The following is a 17,262-nucleotide window of genomic DNA, read 5'->3' as shown; positions in this document are numbered from 1 at the left end:
CAAGACCACGACGACGTCGATGCTGCAGGCCATGCTGACGGCGGCGGGGCGGCGCAGCCTGCTGTGCGGCAACATCGGCAGCCCGGTGCTGGACCTGCTCGCCCAGCCCGCCGAGCTGCTGGCCGTCGAGCTGTCCAGCTTCCAGCTGCACTGGGCGCCGTCGCTGCGGCCCGAGGCCGGCGCGGTGCTCAACATCGCCGAAGACCACCTGGACTGGCATTCCACGCTGGCCCACTACACCGCGGCCAAGGCCCGGGTGCTGGGCGGCCGGGTCGCGATCGTCGGGCTGGACGACCGCCGGGCCGCCGCGCTGCTGGACACCGCGGCGGCGCCGGTGCGGGTCGGCTTTCGGCTGGGCGAACCCGCGCCCGGCGAGCTCGGCGTGCGCGCCGGGCAGCTGGTCGACCGCGCCTTCGCCGACGACCTGACGCTGTTGCCGGCCGAGTCGATACCGGTGCCGGGCCCGGTCGGCGTCCTCGACGCCCTGGCCGCGGCGGCGCTGGCCCGCAGCGTCGGGGTGCCCGGCGAGGCGATCGCGGCCGCGATCGCCTCGTTCCGGGTGGGCCGGCATCGCGCCGAGGTGGTGGCCGTCGCCGACGGGATCACCTACGTCGACGACTCCAAGGCCACCAATCCGCACGCCGCCGAGGCGTCCGTGCTGGCCTACCCGCGGGTGGTGTGGGTGGCCGGTGGCCTGCTGAAGGGCGCGTCCGTCGACGCCGAGGTCGCCAGGATCGCATCGCGGCTGGTCGGGGCGGTGCTCATCGGCCGCGATCGCCACAAGGTTGCAGAGGCGTTATCGCGACACGCGCCGGATGTCCCCGTCGTCCAGGTTGTTACAGGCGAGGATGCTGATATGCATGCGACTGCTGTGATTCCTGGGGCAAATGTGACAGAAGTGAGACATTCGGGCGAAGGTCTCGGCAATCGCGTCATGACCGCGGCGGTGGCCGCGGCCCGCGACTTGGCAAAGCCCGGCGACACGGTGCTGCTGGCGCCGGCCGGAGCGTCGTTCGACCAGTTCACCGGTTACGCCGACCGTGGCGACGCCTTCGCGGCCGCCGTGCGCGCGGCGATCCGGTAGGCGGGTATGCGTAACGCGCTGACCCGGCTCCTGCGTCAGGACAAGCGCCGGGGACAGGACGAAACTCCGGCCGCGCAGGGCGAGGCCGAAGAACCGGATGCCGCGACGGACGCCGACGCGCCCGGCGACGCCGCCACCGACAAACCCAAGAACAAGCACAAGGTCACGGCCCCGGACGGCGGCCGTCGCACCTGGTTCGGCAACCGGTTCGGCGCCTGGCTGGGCCGGCCGATGACCTCGTTTCATCTGATCATCGCGGTCGCCGGGTTGCTGACGACGCTCGGGCTGATCATGGTGCTGTCCGCGTCCGGGGTGCGGTCCTACGGCGCCGACGGGTCGGCCTGGGTGATCTTCGGCAAGCAGGTTTTGTGGACGGTCATCGGGGTCGTCGGGGCGTATGTGGCGATGCGGATGTCGGTGCGCTTCCTGCGCAGCGTCGCGTTCACCGGCTATCTCGTCACCATCATCTTGCTGGTGCTGGTGCTCGTGCCGGGAATCGGCAACCTGGCCAACGGTTCTCGCAAGTGGTTCGTGGTCGCAGGCTTTTCCATGCAGCCGTCCGAGCTGGCGAAGATCGCGTTTGCGATCTGGGGCGCGCACCTGCTGGCGGCCCGCCGGCTGGAGCGGGCGTCGTTGCGGGAGATGCTGATCCCGTTGGTGCCCGCGGCGGTCATCGCGCTGGCGCTGATCGTGGCCCAGCCCGACCTCGGCCAGACGGTGTCGCTGGGCATCATCCTGCTGGCCCTGCTGTGGTACGTCGGGCTGCCGCTGCGGGTCTTCGTCACGTCGCTGGCCGCCGTCTTTGTCGCCGGCGCGATCCTGGCGATGTCCGCCGGCTATCGCTCCGAGCGGGTGCGGTCCTGGATCAACCCCGAAACCGACCCGCAGGACACCGGCTATCAGGCCCGGCAGGCGAAGTTCGCGCTGGCCCACGGCGGCGTCTTCGGCGACGGCCTGGGCCAGGGCGTCGCGAAGTGGAACTACCTGCCCAACGCGCACAACGACTTCATTTTCGCCATCATCGGCGAGGAACTCGGCTTCGTCGGGGCGTTCGCGCTGCTGGCGCTGTTCGGGCTGTTCGCCTATACGGGAATGCGGATCGCGCGCCGCTCGGCCGACCCGTTCCTGCGGCTGCTGACCGCCACCACGACCATGTGGATCATCGGCCAGGCGTTCATCAACATCGGCTATGTGATCGGGATACTGCCCGTCACCGGCATTCAGCTGCCGCTCATATCCGCCGGTGGAACATCCACGGCCGCAACGCTTTTCATGATCGGCATCATGGCCAACGCGGCGCGGCACGAACCGGAGGCGGTCGCCGCGCTGCGCGCCGGCCGCGACGACAAGATGAACCGGCTGCTGCGCTTGCCGCTGCCTCAGCCGTATGTGCCCAGCCGCATCGAGGCGTTCCGCGACCGCAAGCGGACCCGTCCGCAGCCGGGCCCCGCGGGCCGCAAGCCCGCCCCGGCGCCCGCGCGCAAGGCCTCCCGCAACGCCGAGCCGCCGCTGCGGCCGGCGTTCCCGCGCACGGCCGCCCGCCCTGCCCGCGGCGCAGGGCATCATGGATCTGGCCAGCGCACCAGTCGGGGCGCCGGCCAGCGTCAACCGCGGCGCGCTCGCGCATTGGAAGGTCAGCGTTACGGGTGAACCACACGGTCAGGAGGGCGACCGGCGGGCGGGGGGAAAATTCCTCGCCCGCCGGCGCCGCTTTGTCGGTGGTGCTGGCCGGCGGTGGCACCGCGGGGCATGTCGAGCCCGCGATGGCCGTCGCCGACGCGCTGTCCGCGCTGGATCCCCAGGTCCGGATCACCGCGCTGGGCACGGCGCGCGGCCTGGAGACCAGGCTGGTGCCCCAGCGCGGCTACCACCTGGAGCTGATCACGCCGGTGCCGCTGCCGCGCAAGCCGACGGGCGACCTGGCGCGGCTGCCGACGCGGGTGTGGCGCGCCGTCCGGGAGACCCGCGCGGTGCTCGACGCCGTCGACGCCGACGTCGTGGTCGGCTTCGGCGGCTACGTGGCGCTGCCGGCCTACCTCGCCGCCCGCGGCGTGCCCGGGCTGCGGCGCCGCATCCCGGTGGTGATCCACGAGGCCAACGCCCGCGCCGGGCTGGCCAATCGCGTCGGCGTGCGCGGCGCCGACCGGGTGCTGTCCGCGGTGCCAGACTCCGGCCTGCGCCGCGCCGAGGTGGTGGGCGTGCCGGTCCGCGCGGCGATCACCGCGTTGGATCGCGCGGCGCTGCGGGCGGAGGCGCGCGAGCACTTCGGCTTCGCCGACGACGCGCGGGTGCTGCTGGTGTTCGGCGGATCCCAGGGCGCGGTCTCGCTCAACCGGGCGGTCTCCGGCGCCGCCGCGGAGCTGGCCGCGGCGGGCGTATCGGTGCTGCACGCGCACGGCCCGAAGAACACCCTCGAGCTGCGCACGCCCGAGCCGGGCGATCCGCCCTACGTGGCGGTGCCGTACCTGGACCGGATGGACCTGGCCTACTCCGCCGCCGACCTGGTGATCTGCCGGTCCGGGGCGATGACCGTCGCCGAGGTGTCGGCGGTGGGCCTGCCGGCCATCTACGTGCCGCTGCCGATCGGCAACGGCGAGCAGCGGCTCAACGCGCTGCCGGTGGTCGACGCCGGCGGCGGCCTGGTGGTCGCCGACGCGGACCTCACGCCGGCCCTGGTCGCCCGGGAGGTGACCGGGCTGCTCACCGACCCGCCGCGGTTGGCGGCGATGACCGCGGCGGCCGCCCGGGTGGGGCATCCGGATGCGGCGCTGCGGGTGGCCCGGGCCGCGCTGGACGTCGCGCGGCAAGCCCGCCGCGCGCCGGGAGGCCGGCGGTGAGCACGCCGCAGTCGCCGCCGCAGTTGCCGCCCGAGCTGCAGCGGGTGCACATGGTGGGCATCGGGGGCGCGGGAATGTCCGGCGTCGCCCGCATCCTGCTGGACCGGGGCGGGCTGGTATCCGGGTCCGACGCCAAGGAATCGCGCGGCATCCACGCGCTGCGGGCCCGCGGCGCGCTGATCCGGATCGGCCACGACGCGTCGTCGCTGGATCTGCTGCCCGGCGGCGCCACCGCGGTGATCACCACCCACGCCGCCATCCCGAAGACCAACCCCGAGCTCGTCGAGGCCCGGCGCCGCGGCATTCCGGTGGTGCTGCGGCCGGCGGTGCTGGCCAGGCTGATGGACGGGCGCACCACGCTGATGGTCACCGGCACCCACGGCAAGACCACGACAACCTCGATGCTGATCGTGGTCCTGCAGCACTGCGGGCTCGACCCGTCGTTCGCGGTCGGCGGGGACCTCGGCGAGGCCGGCACCAACGCCCACCACGGCAGCGGCGACTTCTTCGTCGCCGAGGCCGACGAGAGCGACGGCTCGCTGCTGGAGTACACGCCCAACGTCGCGGTGGTCACCAACATCGAGACCGACCACCTGGACTTCTACGGCAGCGCCGACGCCTACGTCGGGGTGTTCGACGCCTTCGTGGAGCGGCTCGCCCCCGGGGGAGCGCTGGTGGTGTGCACCGACGACCCCGGGGCGGCGGCGCTGGCCGAGCGCACCGCCGAGCTGGGGATTCGGGTGCTGCGCTACGGGTCTCAAGGGTCGCCAGGGCAGCCGGACCGCGACCTGGCCGGCACGCTGCTGTCGTGGGAACAGCAGGGCACCGGGGCCGTCGCGCACATCCAGTTGGCCGGCGAACCGCACCCGCGCGTGATGCGGCTGCTGGTGCCGGGCAGGCACATGGCGCTCAACGCGCTGGGCGCGCTGCTGGCGGCGATCGAGATCGGCGCCCCCGCCGACGACGTGCTCGACGGGCTGGCCGGCTTCGAGGGCGTGCGCCGCCGGTTCGAACTGGTCGGCACTTCCGGGGTCGGCGCGGGATCGGTGCGGGTGTTCGACGACTACGCCCACCATCCGACGGAGATCAGCGCGACGCTGGCGGCGGTCCGGACCGTCCTCGAGCAGAGCGGCGACGGTCGCTCGCTGGTGGTGTTTCAGCCCCACTTGTATTCGCGGACAAAGGCTTTCGCCGCGGAGTTCGGTCGCGCGCTGGATGCCGCCGACGAGGTGTTCGTCCTCGACGTCTACGGGGCACGCGAACAACCGCTCGCCGGTGTCAGCGGGGCCAGCGTCGCCGAGCACGTCAGCGCGCCGGTGCGCTACCTCGCCGACTTCTCGGCGGTGGCCCGGGAGGTCGCCGAGGCCGCCGGCCCGGGCGACGTCATCGTCACGATGGGCGCCGGCGACGTGACCCTGCTCGGGCCGGAGATCGTCACCGCGCTGCGGGCGCGGGCCAACCGCGCCACGCCCGGGCATCCGGAGGAGTTGCGATGAGCGACCCCAACGACGCCCCGCCGGCCGACCTGGACGCCGAACCCGCCGGCCCCGCCGACAGCGCCATCACCGAACCGCTGCCGGCGCAAGACGGTCAATCCCGGCCGGACGAACCCGAATTCGAGGGGCCGCGCCGGCGTGCCCGCCGCGAACGGGCCGAGCGCCGCGCCGCGCAGGCCCGCGCCCGCGCGATCGAGGAGGCCCGCCGGGAGGCCAAGCGCCGGGCCAGCGGGCGCCTCGTCAACCAGCCCAAACCCGTTGCGCGGGGCGTCGTTCGGGGCCTGAAGATGCTGTTGGCGACGGTGGTGATAGCGATCGTCGGCGTCGGGCTCGGGCTGATCCTCTATTTCACGCCCGCCATGTCGGCGCGCAACATCGTCGTCACCGGGCTTTCGGTGGTGACCCGCGAGGAGGTCCTGGACGCCGCGCGGGTGCGGCCGGGGACGCCGCTGCTGCAGATCAACACCAACCAGGTCGCCGACCGGGTCGCGGCGATCCGCCGGGTGGCCAGCGCGCGGGTGCAGCGCCAGTACCCGTCGGCGCTGCGGATCACCATCGTCGAGCGAGTTCCCGTGGCGGTGAAGGATTTTCCGGACGGCCCGCACCTGTTCGACCGCGACGGCGTGGACTTCGCGACCGGCCCGCCACCGCCGGCGCTGCCCTACCTCGACGTCGCCGACCCCGGGCCCGCCGACCCGGCGACCAAGGCCGCGCTGCAGGTGCTGCTGGCGCTGCGCCCCGAGGTCGCGGGCCAGGTCGGCCGGATCGCGGCGCCCTCGGTGGCCTCGATCACCCTGACGCTGGGCGACGGGCGAGTGGTGATCTGGGGGACCACCGACCGCACCGACGAGAAGGCCGAGAAGCTGGCCGCGCTGCTGACCCAGCCCGGAAAGACCTACGACGTGTCCAGCCCCGACCTGCCGACGGTCAAATAGGGCGCCAGAAAAATTTGCGCGCCGCGCATCGGCGCGCCTGCGAGATTAGGGCCCGTCGTACCCATACCGTTCTGGTTGCGCGGAACTACTTGACATAACTCTAACTCTCTGGTTGAGGTTGAGAGTTTGCCAGGCAGGACCGCCCCCACCACCGGGGAACGAGCCCACCAGGGAGGAAGACGAATGATGACCCCCCCGCACAACTACCTGGCCGTCATCAAGGTCGTGGGTATCGGTGGCGGCGGCGTCAACGCCGTCAACCGGATGATCGAACAGGGCCTCAAGGGCGTGGAATTCATCGCGATCAACACCGACGCGCAGGCGCTGTTGATGAGCGATGCCGATGTCAAGCTCGACGTCGGCCGCGACTCCACCCGCGGGCTGGGCGCCGGCGCGGATCCCGAGGTGGGGCGCAGGGCCGCCGAGGACGCCAAGGACGAGATCGAGGAGCTGCTGCGCGGGGCGGACATGGTGTTCGTCACCGCCGGCGAGGGCGGCGGCACCGGCACCGGCGGGGCGCCCGTCGTCGCCAGCATCGCCCGCAAGCTGGGCGCGCTGACCGTCGGCGTGGTCACCCGGCCGTTCTCGTTCGAGGGCAAACGGCGCGGCAACCAGGCCGAAAGCGGCATCAACGCGCTGCGGGAGTGCTGCGACACCCTCATCGTGATCCCCAACGACCGGCTGCTGCAGATGGGCGACGCCGCGGTGTCCCTGATGGACGCGTTCCGCAGCGCCGACGAGGTGCTGCTCAACGGCGTACAGGGCATCACCGACCTGATCACCACGCCGGGGCTGATCAACGTCGACTTCGCCGACGTCAAGGGCATCATGTCCGGTGCGGGAACGGCGCTGATGGGCATCGGATCGGCCCGGGGCGAAGGCCGTTCGCTCAAGGCCGCCGAGATCGCCATCAACTCGCCGCTGCTGGAGGCGTCGATGGAGGGCGCGCAGGGCGTGCTGATGTCGATCGCCGGCGGCAGCGACCTGGGCCTGTTCGAGATCAACGAGGCGGCCTCGCTGGTGCAGGACGCCGCCCACCAGGACGCCAACATCATCTTCGGCACGGTCATCGACGACTCGCTGGGCGACGAGGTGCGCGTCACCGTCATCGCGGCCGGCTTCGACGCGGCCGGCCCCGGCCGCAAGCCCCTCCTCGGCGGCGCCGCGGGGGAGAAGGGCGGCGCGCACCGGATCGAGTCGGCCAAGTCCGGCAAGCTCAGCTCGACGCTGTTCGAGCCCGTCGACGCCGTCAGCGTGCCGGTGCATACCAACGGCTCGACGCTGAGCATCGGCGGCGATGACGACGACGTCGACGTGCCGCCCTTCATGCGCCGCTGAGGGTCTCGATTTGCTTGCCAGTCCGCGACAAACTGGCCGCGGCCGAACGTCGCTGGCGCCTGGCGGGCAACGGCATCCGGATACTGGACTGCGTGAGCGTTCGCATCCGGCGGGTGACCACCACCCGCGCGGGTGGTGTCTCGGTGGCGCCGTTCGACACCTTCAACCTCGGCGACCATGTCGGTGACGACCCGGCGGCGGTGGCCGCCAACCGCAAGCGACTGGCCGCCGCCATCGGACTCGATGCCGACCGGGTGGTGTGGATGAACCAGGTGCACGGGGATCGGGTCGAGGTGGTCGACGGGCCGCAGAGAGCCGCCGTCGGCGGCGGGGTGGGCACGGACGCGTTGGTGACCGGCACGCGCCGGCTGGCGCTGGCGGTGGTGACCGCCGACTGCGTGCCGGTGTTGCTCGCCGACGCGCGCGCCGGCGTCGTCGCCGCGGTGCACGCCGGTCGCGTCGGCGCCCAGCGGGGGGTGGTTACCCGCGCGGTGGAGACCATGCGGCGCCTCGGCGCGCACCCGGGCGACACCTCGGCCCTGCTCGGTCCGGCGGTCAGCGGCCGCAACTACGAGGTGCCCGCGGGGATGGCCGACGAGGTCGAGGCCGCGCTGCCGGGCAGCCGCACCACGACCGCGGCCGGAACCCCCGGGCTCGACCTTCGGGCCGGAATCGCTTGCCAGCTGCGGGATTTGGGTGTCACGTCGATCGACATCGATCCGCGCTGCACGGTGGACGACCCGACCCTGTTCAGCCATCGCCGGGGCGCACCGACCGGGCGGCTGGCGTCGCTGGTCTGGATGGACTGACCGCCATGGCGGTGGACGTGCCAGTCGAGGGGAGTCGGGGAAACCGCGAATCGGAATTGACTCATGCGTTGGCGGCGGTGCGTTCGCGACTTGCCGCGGCCGCGGAAGCGGTGGGTCGCAATGTCGGCGAAATTGAACTTCTTCCGATTACCAAATTCTTTCCAGCAACCGATGTTGCGATTTTGTCTCGATTGGGTTGTCGCTCAGTCGGCGAATCGCGGGAACAGGAAGCCGCGGCAAAGGTGGCCGAACTCGCGCGGTTGTCACAGGCGTCCCCACGCGCGGATTGGCGGGAAGTGAACTGGCACATGGTCGGCCAGATTCAGCGGAAGAAGGCCCGCGCGCTGGCCCGCTGGGCGCACACCGCCCACTCGGTGGACAGCGTGCGGCTGGTGAGCGCCCTGGACCGGGCGGTGGCGGCCGCCCTGGCCGCGGGAGAGCGCGCGAACCCGCTGCGCGTCTACGTTCAGGTCAGCCTCGACGGCGACCCGTCCCGCGGCGGCGTCGACGTGGCAAAGCCCGGGGCCGTCGAGGAGGTTTGCGCCAAGGTTGCGGACGCGAAATCCCTGCAGCTGCTCGGGTTGATGGGCATTCCGCCGCTGGACTGGGACCCCGACGACGCCTTTGACCGGCTGCGATCGGAGCACCGCCGGGTGCTCGAATCGCACCCCGACGCGGTCGGACTGTCGGCCGGCATGTCCGCGGATCTGGAAATTGCCGTCAAACATGGTTCGACGTGTGTGCGTGTCGGTACCGCGCTATTGGGTCCGCGGAGGCTACCGTCACCGTGAGTAGTCACTGTAGTCACATCTTCATCACGGACACCAATACTCCCAGGGGCTAGAAGGGGTCACACGCAATGAGCACACTGCACAAAGTCAAGGCCTACTTCGGTATGGCCCCGATGGACGACTACGACGACGAGTACTACGACGACCGCGCCCCGTCCCGCGGCTTCCCGCGCCCCCGCTTCGACGACGGCTACGGCCGTTTGGAAGGCCGCTACGACGGGCGCGACTACGACGACCCGCGCGGCGAGGCGGACTACCCGCCGCCCGGCGGGTATCGCGGCGGCTACGGCGACGAGCCGCGCTACAGCCCGGTCCACCCCCGTGATTTCGAGCGGCCCGAGATGAGCAGGCCGCGGCTTGGGTCGTGGCTGCGCAGCTCCACCCGCGGCGCGCTGGCGATGGACCCCCGCCGCATGGCGATGATGTTCGAAGAGGGCCACCCGCTGTCGAAGATCACCACGCTGCGTCCCAAGGACTACAGCGAGGCCCGCACCATCGGCGAGCGGTTCCGGGACGGCACCCCGGTCATCATGGACCTGGTGTCGATGGACAACGCCGACGCCAAGCGGCTGGTCGACTTCGCGGCCGGCCTGGCCTTCGCGCTGCGGGGCTCGTTCGACAAGGTCGCGACCAAGGTGTTCCTGCTGTCGCCCGCCGACGTCGACGTGACCCCCGAGGAGCGTCGCCGGATCGCCGAAACCGGCTTCTACGCTTACCAATAGCGTCGTTTGGCCTCGCTTGGCCCGCCGGGATGGCGGGCCGGGCGCCGACCCCCACGCTGCGATGCGGCCCACACTTGATGTGTGGCCGCGCGCGCAGTCGGTACGCTGGCGATTGCCGCGCTAGCGTGCGGCGATTGACTCTTCGGTTAGGTTCCTCGGTAAGGTCGGGCTCTCGTTGGTGCTGTTCTTTCAGATCCTTGGGTTTGCGCTGTTCATCTTCTGGCTGCTGCTCATCGCGCGGGTCGTCGTCGAGTTCATCCGCTCGTTCAGCCGCGACTGGCGTCCCACCGGCATCACCGTGGTGATCCTGGAGATCATCATGTCGATCACCGATCCGCCGGTGAAGCTGCTGCGCAGGCTGATCCCGCAGCTCACCATCGGGGCGGTGCGCTTCGATCTGTCCATCATGGTGCTGCTGCTGGTCGCGTTCATCGGCATGCAACTGGCGTTCAGTGCGGCGGCGTGAGCCTCGGCGACGGTTCGGCCACGGTTCGGCGTCGGTTTGATGCGCGCAATTCAAAAACTTTAAGGATTGGGATTTTGTAGCTCTTAGTGTTTGAAATTGGTTCTTATTTATTGGCCTAATCGGCAACCGCCGGTTCTGGTGTGACAGGATGGACGGCAGTTGCACAACGGCTACCACTCCGTTCTACACTTTCCAGAACGTTTGACAGGAACTTGAGGGGACAACAATGCCGCTTACACCAGCCGACGTTCACAATGTGGCGTTCAGTAAGCCGCCAATCGGCAAGCGCGGTTACAACGAGGACGAGGTCGACGCCTTCCTCGACCTGGTGGAGAACGAGCTGACGCGGCTCATCGAAGAGAACTCCGATCTGCGCCAGCGGATCGAGGAGCTCGACCGGGAACTGGCCGCCGCAGGCGGTGCCGGCCCCTCCGTCGCTGCTCAGGCCACTCAGGCGATTCCTGTCCCCGAACCCGAGCCCGCCAAGCCGGCGCCCGCGGCAGCGTCGGCGGGAACCAACGAGGAGCAGGCCATCAAGGCCGCTCGGGTGCTGAGCCTGGCCCAGGACACCGCGGACCGGCTCACCAGCACCGCCAAGGCCGAGTCGGACAAGATGCTGGCCGACGCCCGCGCCAACGCCGACCAGATCCTCAGCGAGGCCCGCAGCACCGCCGAGTCCACGGTCGCCGAGGCCCGGCAGCGCGCCGACGCCATGCTGGCCGACGCCCAGACCCGCTCCGAGGCGCAGTTGCGCCAGGCCCAGGAGAAGGCCGACGCCCTGCAGGCCGACGCGGAGCGCAAGCACTCCGAGATCATGGGCACCATCAACCAGCAGCGCACGGTGCTGGAAGGCCGGCTCGAGCAGCTGCGCACGTTCGAACGCGAATACCGCACCCGACTCAAGACCTACCTGGAATCCCAGCTCGAGGAGCTCGGCCAGCGCGGGTCGGCGGCGCCCGTCGACTCCAGCGCGGACGCCGGGGGGTTCGACCAGTTCAATCGGGGTAGTAACTAGCCCATCAACCGCGCCGGGCGGTCTCGCCCGTTGCCGAAGGATTACCGATGCTGATCATTGCGCTGGTACTGGCCCTGATCGGGCTCGTTGCGCTGGTGTTCGCCGTGGTCACCAGCAACGAGCTGGTGGCCTGGGTGTGCATCGCCGCCAGCGTCGTGGGCGTGGTGCTGCTGATCATCGACGCGTTGCGAGAGCGCCAGCACCGTGACGCGGGCGAGGAAGCCAGCGCCGAAGCCGAGACCGCCGAGACCGGCGAGTACGTCGACTACCCGGAGGAAGCCGCCGACGAGTCGGCGGAGGATGCCGTCACCAAGGCGAACGACGAATCGGCCCAGTAGGAGTCAGCCCGTCGGCGTCGCGAGCAGCTCGCGCACCTCGTCGTCGCTGACCTGATGAAAGTCGCTGTAGACCTGCCCGACGGCCTCGAACGCGGGCGGCATCGTCGCGCACACCACGTCGTCGGCCTCGCGCGCCAGCTCCTGGCAGACCGACTCCGGCCCCACCGGGACCGCGACGACGATCGATCGCGGCTTGGCGGCCCGTATCGCCCGGACCGCCGCCATCATGCTGGCGCCGGTGGCGATGCCGTCGTCCACCAGGATCACGATCTTGCCCTCCGGATCGGCCAGCGGGCGTCCACCCCGGTACGCCTGCTCGCGGCGGGTGAGCTCGGCCGTCTCGCTGTCGATCACCTCGCGCACCTGCTCGTCGGTGATGTGCAGGCTGGAAATCACGTTGTCGTTCATCACCACGCCGCCGCCGCTGGCCAACGCGCCCATCGCCAGCTCGGACCAGCGCGGCACCCCGAGCTTGCGGACCAGGAACACGTCCAGCTCGGCCCCCAGCGCCGAAGCGATCTCCCAGGCGACCGGGACGCCGCCGCGCGCCAGCCCCAGGACCAGCACGTTGTCCTTGCCGCGGTAGGCCGTCAGCTCCGCGGCGAGCGCGCGGCCGGCTTCGCGGCGGTCGCGGAAAATCCGCGTCGTTGTCCGCCGGAGAAAGCCACCAGGTGGGTTCATCGTCTGCACTCCCGGCTGTCGGCCTGCACCCAGCCTACGTGTGCCCGCAAGCTCGAAGAAGTGGTCGCTGGATCGCGTTGTGCGCGAACGAGACCGGGTGCCCGCGACACGGGCTAGGGGTCGAGGTGGGCGGGGGCGACTTGGCACCCGGCGGCTTGGGCTCCGGCGTGCAGGCGCCGGTCCCAAACGGCGACGATCAGGCCGGAGTCACCGACTGCCAACGCGCTGGCCAGATGGACTGCGTCGGCTCCGGGTAAGGCATGGGCTCGGGCGAGGTGGCCGGCGTGCCGTTCAACCGTCGCCGTGAGTTCGACTGGGCGGGTCGCGGCCCAGAAGTCCTCCCAGTCACGCTCGGCTTCGGTGAGCTGGGATTCAGTTAGATCGTGATTGCGGGCTGCCGCGGCGAGCGCGGCGCGGACTTCGGGGTAGGCAAGGCGGCTGGACAACGCGGCGTCGCAGCCGTCCCATAGCGCGGATGCCAGCGAGCTCCCTGTCTCGGTGGTGAGAAGTTTGACGAAGGCGCTGGCGTCGAAGTAGACGAGCGGCACCGGTCAGCGCCGCTGGTCGCTGATCCGGTCAGACACCGGCCGCCGCGGTCGGGGCCGGGACCGTCCCGCAGCGACGGGCCGCTGCGCGGTGGCCTTGCCAATCACGCCTTGGGCTGTGAGACGCTCCAAGGTGCCTGCGCTGTCCAGCGCAGTGAGTCGCGCGACCGGAATCCCGCGGTCGGTGATGACGACGTCACCACCGGCCCGGGCTCGATCGAGCCAATCGCTGAGGTGTGCGCGCAACTCGGTCACGGATACTTCCACATCCTGAAATGTACATTCACTGAATCGCGATTTGTACATGTCAGTACTGAGTGTGGCAATGACGACCTGAGAGATTGACCTGCGCAAGCTGGAGGCGACGGGGCCGGTACACCGATTCGTCCGCGGTGCTGGCGACGCCCGAGCCGGTCGATGTCATTGTGGCTGGTCGCCTTTCGTCCAAGCTGCATCCGAAGGTGTTGCAGCGGAAGGTGTTTGCCGTCGCCGGTGATGAACGCGTTGAAATAGGGCGCCCAGCTACCCCCTCGTTACGGCCGTGCGCAGTCAAGCCGCCGGTGTCATCCATAGCGCGCTTACCGGTAGGGCGAGCAATTTTGATCCAAACGGAAGCGCCTGCGGACCAGTGTGTAGGACGATGCCAGCCCGGAAGTTGTCGCCGACCCGCTGGGCGAGGTGCCGTAGGCCGCGGAAGTCGTCGGGTCCGACGGTGGAAGCTGCCTTGACCTCGATTCCCACGACATCGCCACGTCGATTCTCGAGCACGGCGTCGACCTCCACCTGATCTCTGGTCCGGTAATGGAAGAGCGCGACCTCCTCTTCGGACCAGGTCAGCTGGCGTGCCAGTTCCATCAGGACGAATCCCTCGAGGAGCGGTCCGAACTGACCAGTTGGCCGCAGGATACTGCGAGTGTCCGCGCCGATTTGGTGTGCGGCGATACCTGAATCGACGAACGCGAGCTTGGGAGTTGTGGTAGCTCGGGTACTGATGTTGCGCGACCATGCAGGTACTCGCTTGACGAGAAAGACCTCTTCGAGCAGTGCGAGATACTTTCTTACGGTAGTGGCTCCGAGGCCGAGTTCGTTGCTCAACGCGGCGATGGACACTAACTGCCCCGATCGAGCGGCCAGCATTTGGACAAGCGCGCGCAACTCGGTTGTTCGTTCGATCTCTGACAATTGCTGTACGTCGCGCGCGATGAGGTCGCCGACGTAGGAGTCGAAGAAGCTGCGTCGGCGGCGGTCGGTGGTTCGTGCGACTGCCTCCGGAAAGCCCCCTCGGACAACCCGTTCGGCGTATTCCGCCCGTGAAACCGTGGAACTGTGACGCAGCTGATCACCCTGGGTGAACACGGCGTCGATGAATCCGTCAGGGGCCCGGTCGATCTCGCCTTGGGAAAACGGCCAGAGCTCGATAGTCTCCATTCGACCCACCAGAGTGTCGGGTAGGGATCGCATGCCGAGCACGCGTGCCGATCCGGTCAGCAGGAAGCGTCCGGGGGTGGGGTCGGCATCCACCCGCGCCTTAATCGCTAGCAGCAGACCGGGTGCTCGTTGAACCTCGTCGATTACCATCGAACCGGGCTGATCGACAAAGCCGTCCGGGTCCTCAAGGGCCGCGTTCCGAGCCAAGGCGGTATCGAGGTCACGCCATTCGGCGTTGCGGTCCTTCGCGACAAGGCGAACCAGGGTGCTCTTGCCGCTTTGGCGTGCACCATTGACGAGCACCACTCGGGTGTCCTCCAGCGCCGCGCACACTGCGGCCTGGGCATGTCTGGGCAATGCCGGGCCCAATATGGTCTGCACCTACGCTCCCCGCTGTCGTGTCCCTGCCGCGCGTGGATCTGCCGCTATCTTACGCGTGGATCTGCCGCTATCTTACGCGTGGATCTGCCGCAGAGTAGCGCGCGGATCTGCCGCAGAGTAGCGCGTGGATCTGCCGGCTGCCGATCGTCGATTGAGTGCGCACTTGGACGACAGCTCGGCCGGCTCAAGCCGGCCAACGGTTAGTCGATCAAACTAGAGTGTCCGAGGGGGGACTTGAACCCCCACGCCCATTAGTAGGGCACTAGCACCTCAAGCTAGCGCGTCTGCCATTCCGCCACTCGGACAAGACCAAACCGCATGGGCTGGCAGCTAAGGCTATCGGATTCGTCGACGCGCGCCCAACCCAGCTCCGGGCCTCGCGCCGCGCCCGTGGGCCGGGGCAGTGGTAGGAAAGGGGGTTGTGACCGGTGACGCCAGCGACGCCAGCGACGATGTCGTCGAAGTCGTGAGCAGGTTGATCCGGTTCGACACCACCAACACCGGCGACCCGGAGACCACGCGGGGCGAGGCGGAATGCGCGCGGTGGGTCGCCGAGCAGCTCGCGGATGCCGGCTACCAGACCGAATACCTCGAATCCGGGGCGCCCGGCCGGGGCAACGTGTTCACCCGCCTCGAGGGCGCCGACCGCTCCCGTGGCGCGCTGCTGATCCACGGGCATCTCGACGTGGTGCCGGCCGAACCGGCCGAATGGAGCGTGCACCCGTTCTCGGGGGCGGTCGAGGACGGCTATGTCTGGGGCCGCGGCGCGGTCGACATGAAGGACATGGTCGGCATGATGATCGTGGTCGCCCGCCACCTGAAGCGGGCCGGCATCGTGCCGCCGCGCGACCTGGTGTTCGCGTTCGTCGCCGACGAAGAGCACGGCGGTCAGTACGGCGCGCGGTGGCTGGTCGACAACCGGCCCGACCTGTTCGACGGCGTCACCGAGGCGATCGGCGAGGTCGGCGGGTTTTCCCTGACGGTGCCGCGGGCCGGCGGCGGTGATCGGCGCCTGTACCTGATCGAGACGGCCGAGAAGGGCATCCAATGGATGCGGCTCACCGCCCGGGGCAAGGCGGGACACGGCTCGATGGTGAACGACCAGAACGCGGTCACCACCCTGGCCGAGGCGGTCGCGCGGGTGGGCCGCCACCGGTTTCCGCTCGTGCTCACCGAGCCGGTGGTCGAGTTCCTGACCGCGCTCGCCGAGGAAACCGGCCTCACGTTCGACACCGATTCGCCCGACCTGGAAGGAACGGTGGAAAAGCTCGGCCCGATGGCCCGCATGCTCAATGCGGTGCTGCGCGACACCGCCAACCCGACGATGCTCAAGGCCGGGTACAAGGCCAACGTCGTCCCGGCGACGGCCGAAGCGGTCGTCGACTGTCGCGTGCTGCCCGGCCGGCAGGCGGCGTTCGAGGCGGAAATCGACGAGTTGATCGGCCCCGACGTGACCCGCGAGTGGATCAGGGACCTGCCGGCGTATCAGACCGGCTTCGACGGGGACCTGGTCGACGCCATGAACGCGGCGGTGCTGGCCGTCGATCCGGACGGCCGGACGGTGCCCTACATGCTGTCGGGTGGCACCGACGCGAAATCCTTCGCGCGCTTGGGCATTCGCTGTTTCGGCTTCAGCCCGCTGCGCCTGCCGCCGGATTTAGACTTCTCTTCGTTGTTCCACGGCGTCGACGAGCGGGTACCCATCGACGCGTTGCGGTTCGGCACCGACGTGCTGGCCCGCTTCCTGACACATTGCTAGAAGTCACGAATAGCTAGAAGTCACGAGAGGATCGTCCATGAGCTCGCCGACCGACCCGTACGACGCCCTGCCCAAGCTGCCGCTGTTCACCCTGAAGTCGAATTCGATCACCAACGGCCAGCCCCTCGGCACGCCGCAGATCAGCGGGATCATGGGCGCCGGGGGACAAGACGTCAGCCCGCAGCTGAGCTGGTCGGGGTTCCCCGACGAGACCCGCAGCTTCGCGGTCACCGTCTACGACCCCGACGCCCCGACGCTGTCCGGGTTCTGGCACTGGGCGGTGGCCAACCTGCCCGCCGACGTCACCGAGCTGCCCGAGGACGCGGGTAACGGCGGCGAACTGCCCGGCGGCGCGCTGCAATTGGTCAACGACGCGGGAATGCGTCGCTACGTCGGTGCGGCGCCGCCTCCCGGCCACGGGGCGCACCGCTACTACGTTGCCGTGCACGCCGTCGACGTCGACAAGCTCGACCTCCGCGAGGACGCCAGCCCGGCCTTCCTGGGGTTCAACCTGTTCCAGCACGCCATCGCGCGGGCCTACATCTACGGCACCTACGAACAGGCATAAGGATCCACCGCCCGGGAGCCCAATATCGCTACCGGCCGATAGGCCGAAGTGAAGTCAACGAAGCCGGTT

16 protein-coding genes, 1 tRNA gene and 2 pseudogenes are annotated in these 17,262 nt (G+C 69.8%); 14 read left to right on the top strand and 5 right to left on the bottom strand.

Annotation, left to right across the window (positions count from 1 at the left end; genetic code table 11):
- From murD to AC5Y6X_RS19050, 12 genes are all read left to right on the top strand, one after another.
- Window positions 1–1,084 (top strand): UDP-N-acetylmuramoyl-L-alanine--D-glutamate ligase (gene murD / locus AC5Y6X_RS19105; RefSeq protein WP_499988378.1); only part of this gene is annotated, 1,084 nt, incomplete at its 5' end.
- A 6-nt stretch (window positions 1,085–1,090) separates the two neighbouring features.
- Window positions 1,091–2,734: a putative lipid II flippase FtsW gene (gene ftsW, locus AC5Y6X_RS19100; protein WP_499988376.1), complete on the top strand. Its 1,644-nt coding sequence runs from the start codon at window positions 1,091–1,093 to the stop codon at window positions 2,732–2,734.
- On the top strand, window positions 2,731–3,921 hold the full coding sequence (gene murG / locus AC5Y6X_RS19095) for an undecaprenyldiphospho-muramoylpentapeptide beta-N-acetylglucosaminyltransferase (RefSeq protein WP_499988375.1): 1,191 nt from the start codon (window positions 2,731–2,733) through the stop codon (window positions 3,919–3,921). Before ftsW ends, murG begins: the two co-directional genes overlap by 4 nt.
- 50 nt (window positions 3,922–3,971) lie before the next feature.
- On the top strand, window positions 3,972–5,417 hold the full coding sequence (gene murC, locus AC5Y6X_RS19090; protein ID WP_499988441.1) for a UDP-N-acetylmuramate--L-alanine ligase: 1,446 nt from the start codon (window positions 3,972–3,974) through the stop codon (window positions 5,415–5,417).
- The gene (locus tag AC5Y6X_RS19085) at window positions 5,414–6,352 is read left to right on the top strand and encodes a cell division protein FtsQ/DivIB (RefSeq protein WP_499988374.1); all 939 of its coding nucleotides are present in this window, start codon (window positions 5,414–5,416) and stop codon (window positions 6,350–6,352) included. The genes murC and AC5Y6X_RS19085 overlap by 4 nt, the downstream gene beginning before the upstream one ends.
- Window positions 6,353–6,538: 186 nt before the next feature.
- Window positions 6,539–7,690, top strand: coding sequence for a cell division protein FtsZ (gene ftsZ, locus AC5Y6X_RS19080; protein WP_324679196.1), 1,152 nt, complete (start codon window positions 6,539–6,541; stop codon window positions 7,688–7,690).
- Window positions 7,691–7,782: 92 nt separating this feature from the next.
- Window positions 7,783–8,499, top strand: coding sequence for a peptidoglycan editing factor PgeF (gene pgeF, locus AC5Y6X_RS19075; protein ID WP_499988440.1), 717 nt, complete (start codon window positions 7,783–7,785; stop codon window positions 8,497–8,499).
- A gap of 5 nt (window positions 8,500–8,504) precedes the next feature.
- Complete coding sequence (locus AC5Y6X_RS19070) at window positions 8,505–9,290, top strand: YggS family pyridoxal phosphate-dependent enzyme (protein WP_499988372.1); 786 nt, start codon at window positions 8,505–8,507, stop codon at window positions 9,288–9,290.
- A 68-nt stretch (window positions 9,291–9,358) separates the two neighbouring features.
- The gene (locus AC5Y6X_RS19065) at window positions 9,359–10,012 is read left to right on the top strand and encodes a cell division protein SepF (RefSeq protein WP_499988371.1); all 654 of its coding nucleotides are present in this window, start codon (window positions 9,359–9,361) and stop codon (window positions 10,010–10,012) included.
- A gap of 175 nt (window positions 10,013–10,187) precedes the next feature.
- A complete protein-coding gene (locus AC5Y6X_RS19060; protein ID WP_324678710.1) occupies window positions 10,188–10,478 on the top strand; it encodes a YggT family protein in 291 nt (96 codons plus the stop codon).
- Between the two features lie 226 nt (window positions 10,479–10,704).
- Window positions 10,705–11,493 carry a DivIVA-like cell division protein Wag31 gene (gene wag31, locus AC5Y6X_RS19055; RefSeq protein ID WP_499988369.1) on the top strand — a complete coding sequence of 263 codons (789 nt, stop codon included), beginning with the start codon at window positions 10,705–10,707 and terminating at the stop codon, window positions 11,491–11,493.
- A gap of 47 nt (window positions 11,494–11,540) precedes the next feature.
- Window positions 11,541–11,831: a hypothetical protein gene (locus AC5Y6X_RS19050; RefSeq protein WP_499988368.1), complete on the top strand. Its 291-nt coding sequence runs from the start codon at window positions 11,541–11,543 to the stop codon at window positions 11,829–11,831.
- 3 nt (window positions 11,832–11,834) lie between these two features.
- Here the strand turns inward: AC5Y6X_RS19050 and AC5Y6X_RS19045 are convergent.
- The 5 genes and pseudogenes from AC5Y6X_RS19045 to AC5Y6X_RS19025 all read right to left on the bottom strand — a co-directional run.
- Window positions 11,835–12,521: pseudogene (locus tag AC5Y6X_RS19045) on the bottom strand (phosphoribosyltransferase); the annotation flags it as partial.
- 104 nt (window positions 12,522–12,625) lie between these two features.
- Window positions 12,626–13,060, bottom strand: coding sequence for a type II toxin-antitoxin system VapC family toxin (locus AC5Y6X_RS19040; protein ID WP_499988367.1), 435 nt, complete (start codon window positions 13,058–13,060; stop codon window positions 12,626–12,628).
- A 3-nt stretch (window positions 13,061–13,063) separates the two neighbouring features.
- Window positions 13,064–13,512 (bottom strand): annotated as a pseudogene (locus AC5Y6X_RS19035) (type II toxin-antitoxin system Phd/YefM family antitoxin).
- Window positions 13,513–13,606: 94 nt separating this feature from the next.
- Window positions 13,607–14,866 carry an ATP-binding protein gene (locus tag AC5Y6X_RS19030; RefSeq protein WP_499988366.1) on the bottom strand — a complete coding sequence of 420 codons (1,260 nt, stop codon included), beginning with the start codon at window positions 14,864–14,866 and terminating at the stop codon, window positions 13,607–13,609.
- Between the two features lie 219 nt (window positions 14,867–15,085).
- A tRNA-Leu gene (locus AC5Y6X_RS19025) sits at window positions 15,086–15,171 on the bottom strand.
- Window positions 15,172–15,287: 116 nt separating this feature from the next.
- Here AC5Y6X_RS19025 and AC5Y6X_RS19020 point away from each other — a divergent pair.
- Together AC5Y6X_RS19020 and AC5Y6X_RS19015 are read left to right on the top strand one after the other, a co-directional pair.
- Window positions 15,288–16,625 carry a M20/M25/M40 family metallo-hydrolase gene (locus tag AC5Y6X_RS19020; protein WP_499988364.1) on the top strand — a complete coding sequence of 446 codons (1,338 nt, stop codon included), beginning with the start codon at window positions 15,288–15,290 and terminating at the stop codon, window positions 16,623–16,625.
- A 37-nt stretch (window positions 16,626–16,662) separates the two neighbouring features.
- Window positions 16,663–17,193, top strand: a complete 531-nt coding sequence (locus AC5Y6X_RS19015) for a YbhB/YbcL family Raf kinase inhibitor-like protein (RefSeq protein ID WP_499988362.1) — start codon at window positions 16,663–16,665, stop codon at window positions 17,191–17,193.
- Window positions 17,194–17,262: the final 69 nt, after the last annotated feature.

It is taken from the genome of Mycobacterium sp. NGS26 (assembly GCF_059813025.1).
Note: the sequence above shows the minus strand (reverse complement) of the source record. Positions and strands in the feature narration are given on the sequence as shown.